General features: G+C 52.6%; 11 protein-coding genes. 4 read left to right on the forward strand and 7 right to left on the reverse strand.

The annotated features are described in order from the left end of the window. Positions 1-177: 177 nt before the first annotated feature. Positions 178-2,559, forward strand: a complete 2,382-nt coding sequence (locus AAIR21_RS03655; RefSeq protein WP_183516370.1) for a glucose/quinate/shikimate family membrane-bound PQQ-dependent dehydrogenase — start codon at positions 178-180, stop codon at positions 2,557-2,559. Between the two features lie 57 nt (positions 2,560-2,616). Here AAIR21_RS03655 and AAIR21_RS03660 read toward each other — a convergent pair whose 3' ends face one another. From AAIR21_RS03660 to AAIR21_RS03675, 4 genes are all read right to left on the reverse strand, one after another. Beyond that, positions 2,617-4,308 carry a methyl-accepting chemotaxis protein gene (locus AAIR21_RS03660; RefSeq protein WP_025204238.1) on the reverse strand — a complete coding sequence of 564 codons (1,692 nt, stop codon included), beginning with the start codon at positions 4,306-4,308 and terminating at the stop codon, positions 2,617-2,619. Positions 4,309-4,469: 161 nt separating this feature from the next. Then, the gene (locus AAIR21_RS03665) at positions 4,470-5,588 is read right to left on the reverse strand and encodes an S-(hydroxymethyl)glutathione dehydrogenase/class III alcohol dehydrogenase (protein ID WP_014169990.1); all 1,119 of its coding nucleotides are present in this window, start codon (positions 5,586-5,588) and stop codon (positions 4,470-4,472) included. Between the two features lie 33 nt (positions 5,589-5,621). After that, positions 5,622-5,897 carry a metal/formaldehyde-sensitive transcriptional repressor gene (locus tag AAIR21_RS03670; RefSeq protein WP_063924972.1) on the reverse strand — a complete coding sequence of 92 codons (276 nt, stop codon included), beginning with the start codon at positions 5,895-5,897 and terminating at the stop codon, positions 5,622-5,624. Between the two features lie 302 nt (positions 5,898-6,199). Then, positions 6,200-7,003: a DUF6694 family lipoprotein gene (locus AAIR21_RS03675; RefSeq protein WP_020884201.1), complete on the reverse strand. Its 804-nt coding sequence runs from the start codon at positions 7,001-7,003 to the stop codon at positions 6,200-6,202. A gap of 802 nt (positions 7,004-7,805) precedes the next feature. On the opposite strand from AAIR21_RS03675, the gene AAIR21_RS03680 reads away from it, so the two are divergent. Together AAIR21_RS03680 and AAIR21_RS03685 are read left to right on the forward strand one after the other, a co-directional pair. Beyond that, complete coding sequence (locus AAIR21_RS03680) at positions 7,806-8,474, forward strand: epoxyqueuosine reductase QueH (RefSeq protein ID WP_138013818.1); 669 nt, start codon at positions 7,806-7,808, stop codon at positions 8,472-8,474. A gap of 119 nt (positions 8,475-8,593) precedes the next feature. After that, positions 8,594-8,866: a DUF883 family protein gene (locus tag AAIR21_RS03685; protein ID WP_014169987.1), complete on the forward strand. Its 273-nt coding sequence runs from the start codon at positions 8,594-8,596 to the stop codon at positions 8,864-8,866. Positions 8,867-8,898: 32 nt separating this feature from the next. Here AAIR21_RS03685 and AAIR21_RS03690 read toward each other — a convergent pair whose 3' ends face one another. Next, a complete protein-coding gene (locus AAIR21_RS03690; RefSeq protein ID WP_410379961.1) occupies positions 8,899-10,362 on the reverse strand; it encodes an EAL domain-containing protein in 1,464 nt (487 codons plus the stop codon). A 290-nt stretch (positions 10,363-10,652) separates the two neighbouring features. On the opposite strand from AAIR21_RS03690, the gene AAIR21_RS03695 reads away from it, so the two are divergent. Then, a complete protein-coding gene (locus AAIR21_RS03695) occupies positions 10,653-11,537 on the forward strand; it encodes a MarR family transcriptional regulator (RefSeq protein WP_014169985.1) in 885 nt (294 codons plus the stop codon). Positions 11,538-11,572: 35 nt separating this feature from the next. Here the strand turns inward: AAIR21_RS03695 and AAIR21_RS03700 are convergent, their stop codons facing one another. Together AAIR21_RS03700 and AAIR21_RS03705 are read right to left on the reverse strand one after the other, a co-directional pair. Next, on the reverse strand, positions 11,573-12,748 hold the full coding sequence (locus tag AAIR21_RS03700; protein ID WP_020884204.1) for an HlyD family type I secretion periplasmic adaptor subunit: 1,176 nt from the start codon (positions 12,746-12,748) through the stop codon (positions 11,573-11,575). After that, positions 12,745-14,925, reverse strand: coding sequence for a type I secretion system permease/ATPase (locus AAIR21_RS03705; protein ID WP_014169983.1), 2,181 nt, complete (start codon positions 14,923-14,925; stop codon positions 12,745-12,747). Before AAIR21_RS03705 ends, AAIR21_RS03700 begins: the two co-directional genes overlap by 4 nt. Positions 14,926-14,972 lie beyond the last annotated feature (47 nt).

The following is a 14,972-nucleotide window of genomic DNA, read 5'->3' on the forward strand; positions in this document are numbered from 1 at the left end:
ACAGTTTTATCATAGCCGCGAATTCACCAAATGGTTCGCATGCTATTTGTTAAACAGTAATTCAACCGCACATGATGCGGATAAACCGTATAAAACCTCATCCACCTCCGCGATTATTACCCAATTGGTACATATTCGGCACCGTTCCGCAACGCGGGGGATTTAAAGGAGACAGAAATGGCATTTGGCAGCGCGCCACGTGGGATACCCCGTATCCTGCAGTGGCTCCTTGCCGGACTGATGACGCTCATCGGTCTGGCTGTTGGCGGCTTAGGTTTAAAGCTTGTTACCGTAGGCGGAAGTGGGTACTTCCTGATCATGGGCGTGGCGATGGTGATTGCCGCCGTCCTGATTTTCATCAACCGCACCAGCGGGATCGTCCTCTATGGCATCGCGTTTATCGCCTCGCTGTTCTGGGCCGTCAGCGATGCCGGATGGGATTTCTGGCCGCTCTTCTCGCGCCTCTTTACGTTTGCCGTGCTGGCCTTCCTCTGTGCCATCGTCTGGCCGTTTATGCGCGCAGCAAACCACAACGCCCCGAACAAAGCACCGGCGTTTGGCGTCGCGGCCGTTCTGGCGGTCGTGATGCTGGTGAGCCTCGGCTGGATGTTCAAGCCGCAAACGCTGGTGGTGGCGAATGAGCCGGTACCGGTAAAACCGGTCGCACCAGGTCAGGAGCAGAAAAACTGGGCGCACTGGGGCAATACCACCCACGGTGACCGCTTCGCCGCCCTCGATCAAATTAACAAACAAAACGTGAACGATCTGAAGGTGGCCTGGGTTGCCCACACGGGGGATATTCCTCAGAGCAACGGCTCCGGTGCGGAAGATCAGAACACCCCATTGCAAATTGGCGACACGCTGTATGTCTGTACGCCGTACAGTAAAGTCCTGGCGCTGGACGTCGACTCCGGTAAAGAGAAATGGCGTTACGACGCGAAAGCCTCGGCACCGAACTGGCAGCGTTGCCGCGGTCTGGGTTATTTTGAAGATCACAGCAGCGTGACAACGTCACAGACAGATACACAGCCTGCGGCCTGCCCTCGTCGTCTGTTCCTGCCGACCACCGATGCGCGACTGATTGCCATCAATGCGGATAACGGCAAGGTCTGTGAAGACTTTGGCGATCGTGGCACCGTTGACCTGAGCATCGGGATGGGGGAAATCAAGCCGGGTTACTATCAGCAGACCTCCACGCCGCTGGTCGCGGGGAATGTGGTGGTGGTTGGCGGTCGTATCGCGGATAACTTCTCCACCGGCGAACCGCCGGGCGTCGTGCGTGCGTATGACGTTCATACCGGTAAGCTGGCATGGGCATGGGATCCGGGTAATCCGCAACTGACCGGCCTCCCACCGGAAGGACAGACCTATACACGCGGCACGCCGAACGTCTGGTCTGCCATGTCTTACGATGCAAAACTGAACCTGATCTATCTGCCAACCGGCAACGCCACGCCAGATTTCTGGGCGGGTGAGCGTACGGCGCTGGATGACAAGTACAGCTCCTCCATCGTGGCGGTGGACGCCGCCACCGGTCAGGTGCGCTGGCATTTCCAGACCACCCACCACGACCTGTGGGACTTTGATCTCCCTTCCCAGCCGCTGCTGTACAATTTACCCGACGGTAAAGGTGGCACCACGCCGGTGCTGGTGCAGACCAGCAAACAGGGCATGATCTTTATGCTCAACCGCGAAACCGGCAAGCCCGTGGCGAAAGTGGAAGAGCGCCCGGTACCGGCCGGTAACGTTGAAGGTGAACGTTACTCCCCGACCCAACCGTACTCTGTTGGCATGCCGATGATTGGCAACCAGACGCTGACCGAATCGGATATGTGGGGGGCGACGCCAGTAGACCTGCTGCTGTGCCGCATTCAGTTTAAAGAGATGCGTCACCAGGGCGTCTTCACCCCACCGGGTCTCGACCGTTCCCTGCAGTTCCCGGGCTCCCTTGGCGGGATGAACTGGGGCAGCGTCTCAATCGACCCGAACAACAGCCTGATGTTCGTTAACGATATGCGCCTGGGACTGGCAAACTACATGGTACCGCGTGCCAACGTGGCGAAAAACGCCAGCGGCATCGAGATGGGTATTGTGCCTATGGACGGTACACCGTTCGGAGCTATGCGTGAACGCTTCCTGTCGCCGTTGGGCATTCCGTGTCAGAAGCCACCGTTTGGCACCATGTCAGCCGTTGACCTGAAATCAGGCAAGCTGGTGTGGCAGGTTCCGGTCGGTACGGTGGAAGATACTGGCCCGCTTGGCATTCGCATGCATATGCCGATCCCAATCGGTATGCCGACCCTGGGCGCGTCCCTCGCTACCCAGTCCGGTTTGCTGTTCTTTGCCGGCACCCAGGATTTCTACCTGCGCGCATTTGATACCGCCACCGGGAAAGAGATCTGGAAAGACCGTCTGCCGGTCGGTAGCCAGTCCGGACCGATGACCTATGTTTCACCGAAAACCGGTAAACAGTACATCATCATCAACGCGGGGGGTGCCCGTCAGTCGCCGGATCGCGGTGATTACGTGATTGCCTACGCGCTGCCGGATAAGCAGTAACGCAATAAAAAAGGGACCTGACGGTCCCTTTTTTTTCACCCGTTTACCCCGGATGACTCAGAACGTTTCCCAGTTATCACCCGACACCGCAGGCGCAGGACGTAAAGGTGCGTTTTTCACCGCTGGCGCAGACGAGACTGAACGGCCAGGCTTTGCGCCACTCAGACGAAATGCCCCGACAGCCTCGGTCAGACGCGCGCCCTGTTCTTCCAGGGAGGCCGCCGCCGCAGAGGCTTCCTCCACCAGCGAGGCGTTCTGCTGCGTCACTTTGTCCATCTCCGAAATCGCCTGGCTGACCTGCTCGATACCGCGGCTCTGTTCGTCGGAGGCGGCGGCAATTTCCAGCATAATATCGGTGACGCGTTTCACCGCATCGACGATGTCGTTCATGGTGTTGCCCGCGGCGACCACTTCACCGGAACCCTGATCGATCAGGGAAACCGACTCGTTGATCAGGCTTTCAATCTCTTTCGCGGCATTTGCACTTCGGCTCGCCAGGGTACGCACTTCGCTCGCCACCACCGCAAAGCCGCGTCCTTGTTCACCCGCACGCGCTGCTTCTACTGCCGCATTGAGCGCCAGGATATTGGTCTGGAACGCAATGCTGTTAATCACCGCAGTAATCTCAGAGATCTTCTTCGAACTGGTGGAGATATTGCTCATCGTTTTCACCACGCCGGAGACCATCTGGCCGCCACGACTGGCTTTACCGGAGGCATCTTCCGCCAGCTTGCTGGCATGGTGCGCGTTATCGGCATTCTGTTTCACCGTCGCGGTCAGCTGTTCCATACTTGCGGCAGTCTGCTCAATGGCGGCCGCCTGCTGTTCGGTACGGGATGAGAGATCGGTGTTGCCAGCCGAGATTTCACTGGTTCCGCGATAGATCTCTTCCGCCCCCTGGCGTACGGTGCCAACCGTGGTCTCCAGCGAGTGCTGCATGGTTTGCAGGTCGCGCGTCAGTCGGCCAATTTCGCTGCGCCCGGCGACATCATCCGGCATCGTCAGGTCGCCTTTCGCAATGTTCTCGATTCGCGTAGCAGCACGCTGAAGCGGATTGATGACCGTGCGGCGCAGTACGATAAAGGTCAGCGCGGTCAACACCAGCGCCAGGGCAAACGCCCCGACCATAAACATCAGGCCCAGCTGCGTGCGGCTGTGCGCCTGCGCCGTCAGGGCATTGGCCCGGTCGGTACGGATCTTAATCGCCTTCAGCAGGACGGCGTTATAGGCGTCATCCAGCGGGCGCGCGGATTCGTTTTCATGGTTAATGATCGCTTCAAACATGCCGTTTTTGGCAAATTTAACCATCGGCTGAAGGCCCGCGATATAGGCGTCAAAGCGTGTTTTCAGTTCGGCATCCAGCGCTTCATCCTCCGCCGTACGAACGGGGCGGTTCATGTACGCATTAAAGCCATCCTGAGACTGCTTAATACGTTTTTCCGCCTCGCTGATGTTCTGCTTCATTGCATCCATCTCGGCGATACGGCTGGCCGCGCCAGCGTGGATCATATTGATACGCGCGGTGCGAAGATGGTTAGAACTGTTCGACAGCCCCATACGCACCTGAATTTCTGATGTGACATCCTGCTGATCGGCGTCTGCCTGCAGCAGGAAATAGCCCGCCAGACCTGAGCTCAAGGCGAACAGCAAAATAATGCCACCGAGAATGGAGGAAAACAGCGGAACCAGCCTGATATGATGCAAAAAGCTCAGCGTGCGCTGCGCCTGCATCGTTGTTGTGTTGTCCATGACCGTCGACTCTCTTGTAGGTAAGATGCGTAAAAACACGCCTGTAAAATAGTCATCGGCACGGCTGGAGATTAGCTTACGGCTAAAAGCGCAAGGCAGGTCACACTTTAGAGAAGATTATGCAGGAAACGCCAGCGGCAAAAAAACCGCTGGCAGAAGAGTTACTTGTCGCCGAAGTGAATCACGGTACGGATGGACTTACCTTCGTGCATCAAATCGAACGCGTCGTTGATTTGCTCCAGCGGCAGGCGATGGGTAATGAACGGGTCGAGCTGAATTTTCCCGACCATTGCATCTTCCACCATGCCCGGAAGCTGGGTGCGCCCTTTCACGCCGCCAAACGCTGAACCACGCCACACACGGCCGGTCACCAACTGGAATGGACGGGTTTTGATCTCCTGGCCCGCACCGGCAACGCCAATGATGATGCTCTCACCCCAGCCTTTGTGGCAGCATTCAAGCGCGGAGCGCATCACGTTAACGTTACCGATACATTCGAAGCTGAAGTCAACGCCGCCATCGGTCATCTCAACGATCACATCCTGAACCGGCTTATCGTAGTCTTTCGGGTTCACGAAATCAGTGGCACCCATTTCGCCTGCCAGCGTGAATTTCTCCGGGTTAGTATCGACAGCGATAATACGACCCGCTTTTGCCTGCACCGCCCCCTGGATAACCGCCAGACCAATACCGCCGAGACCGAACACCGCAACGGTGTCGCCCTCTTTCACTTTTGCGGTGTTATGCACCGCGCCAATTCCGGTGGTTACGCCGCAGCCCAGCAGGCAAACTTTATCCAGCGGCGCCTGCGGGTTCACTTTCGCCAGCGAAATTTCCGCACACACGGTGTATTCGCTGAAGGTACTGGTGCCCATGTAGTGATAGATCGGTTCACCGTTATAGGAGAAGCGAGTGGTACCGTCTGGCATCAGACCTTTACCCTGAGTAGCGCGAACCGCCTGGCACAGGTTAGTTTTGCCGGATTTACAGAACTTACACTCACCACATTCTGCCGTGTACAGCGGGATCACATGGTCACCCGGCTTCAGGCTGGTCACACCCTCGCCGACTTCCACCACAATCCCGCCGCCTTCGTGGCCGAGTACCGCCGGGAACACGCCTTCAGGATCGTCACCCGAAAGGGTAAACGCATCGGTATGGCACACGCCGGTATGGGTAATTTTGATCAGGACTTCGCCTTTCTTCGGCGGAGCCACGTCGATTTCAACGATTTTGAGCGGCTGGCCGGGGCCAAATGCGACAGCAGCGCGAGATTTCATAATGTCTCTTCCCTTATTGTGAGGTCTGTGGGTTTATTTTAGATAAGAGCGCAGCAAATGGCCGACTTCTGCCATGCGAACGGCCCGCTGGTCCGGCGTTGTCTCCCCGGTCACCAGCTCATCTTTGAGGTGAATTTCAACCATTTCGCCCATCAGCCCATTCGCAGCACCGCGCACGGCGGCAATTTGCTGCAGGATGGACAGACAGGGGTCGCCCGATTCCAGTGCACGCTCAAGAGCATCAACCTGCCCTCGAATGCGGCGGACGCGCGTCAGAATACGTTTTTTATCTGCGGGTGAATGCGGCATACGCCCTCCTGATACTATAGGGGGGTATTGTATCTTTTAAAACAGGTTTATGTAAACATTAGCTTTTACGTGGTTATCGTGTAGTTAGCTGAGAGGGTCATCAGCCAGAATTGCTGCTCAGGGGTAATTCATCTCCTGCGATTTGCTCATAACCACGACCAAAGGATGCAGAACGAATCGTGTGGCTAAACTTCCCTTCCCTTTCTGCCCGTATCTGGGTTCACCAGGTGAATATATCTGTCGCCACGTTTCCTCCGGACGTAAAAAAACCCGCCTAAGCGGGTCATTTTTTTAGCTAAAAGTCACGGGTATTTTTTCTTCAGTTCATCAAGCTTGTTACCGTCTTCCTCTGTAAACATTGTTGCATCAAACAACGCCCGCTTATCAGTACCGTCTACTCTCATGACTGTCACAGTGAAAACAGCGTCGCTTGGGGCATAAAGTTGACCCCATTCAGAATTTTTAGGCGGAGCCAGAGCCCATGTAGCTTCTTCATTCGGTTTAAGCCCGTCAGGAATATCGTAAAAGAACTTACTTTCCAACCAGGGATCTGAGTGTCCGCTGCTTGCTATCACTCCATGCAGGTAGGCTCTGGAAATAACGTTTTCACTCTTGTTTTTTACAACCAGTCTAATTACGGGTTGTGGCTCACCGTCTGCCTCAGGCTCCCTGGTAAATCTGGCTGATAAAACTTGGATTTTCTTCAGCTCCTCTTTAGCCATATCTGAGTCAGCTTTTTTCTTTTCTAGCGTTTTAATTTCCTGAATTGCCTGTTCTTTCTGCTTAAGCTCTCTCTCAGCTGTTACTTTCTGAGCATAAGAAATGACTTCCTCAGCAGTCTTTCCCGACAGGGGTTCGCGCATCTTTTTGCTGAGGTCTTCTTTGTCATTGTCTGATGAGGCATGCATGAGATCAGCCATGTTGATGTTACTGAATGCCACAACTTGCAGAGCGCTATCAAACTCCTCCCGCTTATTCTCCGGAAGTGACTCTCTGACTTTAGCTATAGACGATTTCATTGCATCATCAGTTGATGAGTCAATTTTAGGTTTATCGCAACCGGCAAGTAAGCAGGAAAGTAATATCACGCCAACAATTTTTTTCATGTCCCTATTCCATCAGTAAAAATTAGGAACAATCTTATCAGGAATTGGTGTATTGATAAAATAAGTATATAGAACATTAACTTGATTCAGTTGCATTCCACACGTCTGGTGATTATCAACGCCAGGCGCAGGGGCGTTTTCACCATGCCTTCTGCGTTTTGGCTGCGGCCATCACATCCCGCTCATTCATCACAATAAAAAAGGCCACCGAATGGCAGCCCTGGTCGCTAGGTATTTATCAATATCGTTTCATGGTGCCGACTGGCGTCCTTTCTGACCAATCAGGCCTCTCGCCAGCCATGATCGCACGCTGTTGGGATGGCGTCACAGACTGGGTTATCTCTGGCATAGCCTTGTATTTAGGTTTTTGAGGTGGGCTGAGAACCAAATCGGAACTACAACCTGTCAGCAAAAAAATCGCAAGAAGAGAGGAATTAAACTTGTGCACTCTATACCCTTCCAATGGGATAAAAAATTAAAGAAAGAATCGTGGTGTCGGGTGCATCCCAGTGACTCTCCCCTGGTAAGCAAAGATGCGTGCATACCTGCGGACAGCAGTAGTCTGGAACGCCCTCTCGTCAGAGAGGATTCACCACGGAAATAAATTATGTCGAATTTATTCCTTCGGTCAATGCATGATTGCTGCGAGTTGTCGCAGGATCAGGGGAATACGAGGTGACGTGATCGGAGCCATAGAAAAGAAACGTGGATGTTTACGTTCGCCGGGGTTTGCCCTGAACGTTCACTTTCTTCGGTTACGGGACTACAATTCAATAAATTTCATTCACATAGAGTTGATACGATGAGTACAACCCCCTTTATCCGCCCTCAACTTACCCTGCCAGACGGCGCCGACAAACTGCTGCTGCACTCCTGCTGCGCCCCCTGCTCGGGAGAAGTGATGGAGGCGATCCAGGCGTCGGGAATTGATTACACCATATTTTTCTATAACCCCAATATTCATCCGCAAAAGGAATACCTCATCCGTAAGGAGGAGAATATTCGCTTTGCGGAAAAACACGGCGTGCCGTTTGTCGATGCCGATTACGACACCGATAACTGGTTTGAACGCGCTAAGGGCATGGAATGGGAACCCGAGCGCGGCATCCGCTGCACCATGTGCTTCGATATGCGTTTCGAACGCACAGCGTTATATGCGGCAGAAAATGGTTTTCGCGTCATCAGTAGTTCATTAGGGATCTCCCGCTGGAAGAATATGCAGCAGATAAATGACTGCGGCCAGCGTGCGGCAGCGCGCTATCCGGGGATGGTCTACTGGGACTACAACTGGCGCAAACAGGGCGGTTCCTCGCGCATGATTGAGATAAGCAAGCGAGAACAGTTTTACCAGCAGGAATATTGCGGGTGCGTGTATTCGCTCAGGGACAGTAACCTGCACCGCAAATCTCAGGGCCGCCCGCTTATCCGGATTGGAAAACTGTATTACGGTCAGGATAAGAATGAGAAATAAAGGGTTTGTGGCATAGAGATATATCCGAAAACAGGAGGATTTTGTGCCAAATTACGCCCTGCTTCCCTTAAAACGCAAAAGAGAGGCTATCCTTATACTATCAACACAAGGAGGCAAAAATGACTGATTTCAATACTGATAAAAATACACAGTTTGCAGAAGACAAAGCGAAAAATAAACTCGATGAACTGGCAGGCTCAGCCCAGCAGCAGTTTGGCGATTTCGTTGACTCCCCTAAGCATCAGGTTAAAGGTGCTGCCAAAAAATATGCCGCACAGGCCAGCGACGCCGTTTCCGATGTCACTGAAGCGGTGAGAAATAATCCCCTGACGGGTTTAATTGCTGCGGGGGCGGTAGGTATTGTTCTCGGCCTGTTACTGGGTCGAAAATAAACAAAGGCCCTTCGGGGCTTTATTTTTGCGCTTTAGCTAAACAATCTGACCATGCGATCTAATTCGTCTTCTTTCACCGCCCGCGACAGATAATAGCCCTGAAAGCTTTTAACCCCAAGGGCGACTAACTTCTCAAACTTCTCTTCGCTATCCACCCCTTCAGCAATACAATCCGTGCCGGTCATATCGCTGTATATCTGTATCGCTTTAATAAGATTATAATCATTATCATTCGCCACAAAATGCTCGACGATATCCCGATCAAGCTTTAATCCATCAAAATGCACCTGCCTTACCGGGAACATGGTTTGATGGTTGGAAAAGCAGTCATCGAGAAACAGCCGGCACCCGGTATTGCGTAAACGCCGCATGGTTTCTGGGATCGTCCTATCCTTGGTCACATCAATATCTTCGGCAAATTCAAAGACCAGTTTGTCGGCCCACTGCGGATTGAGCAGCATCGCCACAGCCTTTTTGGCCATGTCGGGAAGTGCATTCCCCGAGGCAAGTCGCGGGGGGATATTGACGGAAAAATAATATTTACCGTTATATTTATTAATACCTGACACCGCAGCATGAATCACTAGCGCAGTAATTTTTAGCCATACTTCCTGGCTTGAAATATCAGTAAGAAAATTAACTGGCTTGATAATTTTACCATTATTATTCCAGCGAATGAGTATCTCAAACCCCACACCTTTCTTATAACGATCGGTTATGATCTGATATGCAGGGAATATTTCTCTTTTTAGCAATGCATTATAAACCGCCGTCTCTTTGGCAGAGAGACTTTCTTTTTGCGTTAACCGTTCCGTGCTGCCTTCGATTCTTAAGGCATGCGGATCTTTCAGCCAGCGTCGGATCTGGTGTAATTTTTTCACCCCTTCCTTACGATGGGTATAAACCGTTTTATTAGACAGCCCCATTTTTTCACACTGCTCTTTTACTGACATTCCGCGATAAAAATTTAATAAAACGCTTACCTCTCTTTCGGTTAAACCTTTTACGTTTTCCTGATAAGACACCCCCCAGTATTGGTCACGCAATGAACGTGAGTTATCCTTAAATACGTCATTATGCATACGAAAACAGGTCATAACATCAGACACGCTGGCTATACGAATCAATGAAAGCTGGAAAGTATTATTTAACAGATTCCCCAGCGTTCGATACAGCCAGCCATCCGGCATTTCCCCGTACAGGGTTACCTTTCGAATAACAGGAAGTTTATTTAGCACGCAAGCGAGTCGCTTCAGGCTCTCCAGCAGAGAGACCACACCTTTTCCGAGGAACACCGAGATTTGAGCATTTTGACTGCTAAGGATATTTTCCAGATCCTGCCGGGAAGGTTCATCCCCCTCAAAACGAACGTGCGAAGCGTCTATACCGTACTGTTTAAGCAACAGACTGTACCCCTGAAATGTGAAATGGCAGGTTGAGATGACAAATTTTTGCTCATAAAAAGCAGCATTTCTGAAAGAAATATTTTGGGTCATAACCTGCTCCTGGGCACAAAAACACATATCCCACTTGTGAATGTAACAAAATATAAAAAACCCTGTTGTTGATAATAATTTTACAGTACACCATCAGGTTAAGAAACCGTTATCAACGTGACTAACGAGAACATCTTTGTGTTAATCACCGCCTGTATCCATATGCAGTATAAATATAAAATTCGCATCAAATAATAACGGTAAATATGTCAATCTCAAGGTATAATGAAAAATCCGAAAGAAGACTGGATACTTCATCTATCGGCTCATTCATATAAGAGACAAACGCTATGGATAATCATATCTCATCCAGGGCCTTGCTACATCGAAGGGATGTCATTAAAAACAATCCGCGATTCAGTGAGGCAATAACAGAGCACTACACCATTAATGACGCCATCTACAAAAAACAACCTTTGTTCTACAAAACGATGCTTCAGGAATCACGGTTCAACATTATTCTTTCCATGTGTTGTTTTATCTTTGGAAATCAGGCTGAGTCAGTATCAGAAATTAAAGAATTATGTTCCCGTTATAAAATAGCCAGCCCCAACAGTGTGATTGCGATCATCACCTTGCTCAGAACCACCGGCCGCATCAAGACCTGGCGCTGCAGTGAAGACAGACGCAAAACGAGAATCGCACCGACTGAAAAGGGACTTAATGAACTTAAACGCTACATGTCCGGCGCATTTTTGCCGGTAAGTATTCTTTTCCCAAAGTTTAATATCAACGTTAATCTGCTGGATAACGACATCCTGCGAAATAACTTTTTCCGTCGCGCAGCGGAATACCTTTTCAGGGGATTAACGTTCAGGAAGGTTTTGCCTGAAGTGGGATTGTTTATTGATAAAGACGGAGGGCGGATGATAATGTTATATCTTTACCTGCAGGCCATAAAAAATAAAACCGCACATGGTGCAGTAATACCTTATTCAGCCAACTTACTGGCTAAAGAATTTTTTGTTTCACGGATCCACGTCAACCGTATTATTAAATCGGCGCAAGAGGCGGGTTATCTTAAAGATCAGGGTGATGGCCAGATGTCGATTTACCCGGCGTTTATAGAACTGGTCGAAAACTATGCCGGATTATACTTCGCCTATGTGACTCACTATATCAACGTCGTTCCTAAAGAACGACGCCACGTTGTTAACGTAACGTCGACGGTATAATGTTTCTGGCGTTCGGTTTCCCGAACGCCCTTTGCTTAACGTTCCCGCAGTGCCTCTTTCGCCTTATTAAGCGGTTTCAACAGATAATCCAGAATCGTTTTACTGCCTGTTTTAATATCAACGGTCGCAATCATCCCCGGAAACACCGGGAAGGCTTTGCCTTGTTTATTGGTCAGATGGTTACTGTCAGTGCGGATATAGACCCGATAGTAATACACATCCCTTTTCACCTCATCCTGAAGCGTATCCGGCGAAATCATGGTCACCTCGCCCTCCAGCCCACCGTAAATGGAGTAGTCATAGGCGGTCACTTTCACCAGCGCTTTTTGTCCCGGATGAATAAAGGCGACATCGCGCGGCGAGATTTTCGCTTCAATCACCATCTGGTCATCAAGCGGAACCAGGCTCATCAGCTTGCCGTTTGGCGGAATCACCCCTCCCACGGTTGTCACGTCGATATCCTTAACGATCCCGCGCACCGGCGCATTGAAGGTCAGTCTGGTCAACGAATCTTCACGCCCTTTCATCACCGAACGTTGCGCTTCAATCTCCGCGTTCGCTTTCGCCAGCTCTTCACGGGCGCGAACGTAATACTGGTTTTTCATCTCGGTGATTTTGTTCTCAAGCTCATTTTTTTGACGCTCAAGACGTAACACCTCCACCTTACTGGCTGCCCCCTGCGTCACCAGCGGACGGGTCAGCGACAGCTCACGCTGCACCAGTTCGGCCCCCTGCCGTAACCCCGCCAGCCCTTTCTCAAGACTTTCGCGACGAGACTGATACAGCGCCGTTTCCTGTTTGACCAGCTCAACGTCATCATCCAGCTCTGCCGGAAAAGCCAGTGCCGTGTCGTTCACTTCGGCCTTCAGACGCGAGGCGGTTGCCAGCGCGGCATTCAGGCGCGATTCACTTTCCAGCACGCTTGATTCGGTTTTCGTCCGGTCAAGCTGTGCCAGCTGCTGACCACGCTCAACGATGTCGCCTTCACGCACCAGCAAACTGTGAATAATGCCCCCCTCAAGGGACTGGATCACCTGCTCGTGCGAAGAGGGGATAACCTTGCCGCTACCGGTGGTGACCTCATCAAGGCTGAACAGGCTTGCCCAGGTGATAAATACCGCCAGCAGGGCGAACAGCGACCAGGCGACCCAGGTTGACCGCGGCAAGCGTGGCTCCTTCAGGCGGCTGTTGACGCGAGAGAAATCAGTCATGCTACGCCCTCCTCTGCTACTGGTGTCGGTTTCATGGTCACGGTACGCTGTGAGGCTTTTTGCGGCGCCATACCGTGCTGACGAAGGATGGCGTCGCGCGGGCCATCCATGATCACCTTGCCGTTTTCCAGCACGATGATACGGTCAACCAGTTCCAGAATAGGCAGACGATGGGTCGCGACCACCAGCGTCCGGCGCTTGCCCAACCACGGTTTAAGGTGCTGGATAAACTGCTTCTCACTCATCTCGTCAAGCCAGGCGGTAGGTTCATCCAGCAACAAAATGTTCGGAGAGGTGATCAGGGCGCGAGCCAGTAATAACGCCTGACGCTGCCCGCCGGACAGGCCCGCGCCGCCTTCGTTGATAATGTAGTTGAGCCCCATTTTCTGTTTGCGGACAAACTCCAGCGCACCACTGTTCACCAGCGCCTGATGGATCTCATCGTCGGTGGCCAGCGGGTTGCCCATCAGAATGTTGTCCCGCACGGAGCCAAAGAACAGCCGCGCCTGCTGGCTCAGCAGCTGCATGTCGCGGCGAACGTCAGCCGGGTCCAGGTGGTTCAACGCGATATTATCCAGCAGAATGCTGCCCTGCTGAGGCTCCTGCATCCCAGCCAGCAGTTGCAGCAGCGTGCTTTTGCCGGAGCCATTGCGTCCGAGCACCGCCACCCGCTCACCGGCGCGAATCTGCAGTTTGCTGATGTTCAGAACGGTGAGTTTTTCTTCATCGTCGTACCAGAACCCCACCTCTTCCAGCGCATAATCCCCCCGCAGATGGGCTTTATGCACCTTCTTGCCCTGCTGAGGATCGTCAATCGGGCGCTGCATCAGATCGTCGAGTCCTTTACGCGCCACTTTCGCCGACTGCCAGCGGGAGAGCACGCCTGAAATTTGCGACAGCGGCGCGATGGTCCGCGACGCGAGAATAGAGGTCCCCACCAGCGCACCGGTGGTCATGTCCCCGCTGATAACCAGGTAACACCCCACCAGCAGCACCACGGCATACACAATCGACTGCACCTCCTGCGTCCAGGTCAGCAACAGCCCGGTCAGCCAGCGCTGCTTCATGCCGACGTTAGCGGCAACATCATTGGTGTTATTCCACTGATTCTGGAAGCGCTGTTCAGCGCGCATCAGCTTGATGTCTTCAATGCCCTGAACCGCTTCCACCAGCGTGGCGTTACGAATGGCGGACTCGCGCATCCCTTCGCTGGACAGTTTGCCCAGCGGGCGCTGGACCAGCAGGCCCGGGATAAGCAGCAGCGGCACGGCAAGCAGGACAACCAGTACCAGAGGACCGCCAATCATCCACAAAATGAACACAAACAGCAGGAAGAATGGCAGATCGGAGATGGCCGCAATGGTGGTGGACGTGATCAGTTCACGTACCGACTCCAGCTCGCGGATCTGGGCAATAAACGACCCGGTTGACTTAGAGCGCGCCCCGTTTTTAATCCGCAGCGCGTGTGCAAAAACGCGTTCAGAAATACGCAGGTCGGCGCGTTTACCCACCACATCCGAAATGTGCACGCGCAGCATGCGCATGATGAATTCGAAAACAATGGCGATCATCACGCCGCCAAACAGAACCCACAGCGTGGCTTCCGATTGCGAGGGCACCACCCTGTCATACACCTGCATGGAAAAGACCATGCCGGAAAGGGCCAGGACGTTAGCGACCAGCGCCACCAGCATAATATCGCTGTAGCGTCGCCAGTCCTTCAGGGCCAGCTGCCAGAACCAGTTTTTCTCATACGGTTTGATGTAATCATCCACCCGGGCATCCGGCGTGGACTCGAGCGGGCGCAGCACCAGCAGTCCTGTCAACCGTGAGCACAGCGCATCACGCGTCAGCGTCGTCTCCAGGCCGCCGTCACCGCTGAACTGCAGGCTCACGTTGCCCTCGCTGTCCATGCGGTTAATGACCGCGATTTGCCCGCCGGTAAATTCCGCAAGCAGAGGTAAACGCCACGGGTCGAGGGAGACCGCGTCGGCCGCCACCATACGCATCCCTAACCCAAGCTGGCGAGCCATCTCTTCCAGCACCAGCTGGCGTGGAGACTGGCTTTCATGGTTAATCGTGACCCGAACATGCTCTGCCGAGAAGTCCAGCCGATAGTGCTTCGCGATGATGAGCATGCCCTGCAACCAGGGTTCGTACTGTGGATGTGTCTTCATAATGTTGTGAAATCTTTTATCGCTCTTCGTTGTAGCCACGCAAAAGG

This window comes from Enterobacter sp. PTB (genome assembly GCF_051130085.1).
Lineage (GTDB): Bacteria > Pseudomonadota > Gammaproteobacteria > Enterobacterales > Enterobacteriaceae > Enterobacter > Enterobacter ludwigii.

Coding starts and splice junctions, on each gene's coding strand:
- AAIR21_RS03655 (WP_183516370.1), top strand. CDS start 178: ATGGCATTTGGCAGCGCGCCACGTGGGATACCCCGTATCCTGCAGTGG.
- AAIR21_RS03660 (WP_025204238.1), bottom strand. CDS start 4,308: ATGGACAACACAACAACGATGCAGGCGCAGCGCACGCTGAGCTTTTTG.
- AAIR21_RS03665 (WP_014169990.1), bottom strand. CDS start 5,588: ATGAAATCTCGCGCTGCTGTCGCATTTGGCCCCGGCCAGCCGCTCAAA.
- AAIR21_RS03670 (WP_063924972.1), bottom strand. CDS start 5,897: ATGCCGCATTCACCCGCAGATAAAAAACGTATTCTGACGCGCGTCCGC.
- AAIR21_RS03675 (WP_020884201.1), bottom strand. CDS start 7,003: ATGAAAAAAATTGTTGGCGTGATATTACTTTCCTGCTTACTTGCCGGT.
- AAIR21_RS03680 (WP_138013818.1), top strand. CDS start 7,806: ATGAGTACAACCCCCTTTATCCGCCCTCAACTTACCCTGCCAGACGGC.
- AAIR21_RS03685 (WP_014169987.1), top strand. CDS start 8,594: ATGACTGATTTCAATACTGATAAAAATACACAGTTTGCAGAAGACAAA.
- AAIR21_RS03690 (WP_410379961.1), bottom strand. CDS start 10,362: ATGACCCAAAATATTTCTTTCAGAAATGCTGCTTTTTATGAGCAAAAA.
- AAIR21_RS03695 (WP_014169985.1), top strand. CDS start 10,653: ATGGATAATCATATCTCATCCAGGGCCTTGCTACATCGAAGGGATGTC.
- AAIR21_RS03700 (WP_020884204.1), bottom strand. CDS start 12,748: ATGACTGATTTCTCTCGCGTCAACAGCCGCCTGAAGGAGCCACGCTTG.
- AAIR21_RS03705 (WP_014169983.1), bottom strand. CDS start 14,925: ATGAAGACACATCCACAGTACGAACCCTGGTTGCAGGGCATGCTCATC.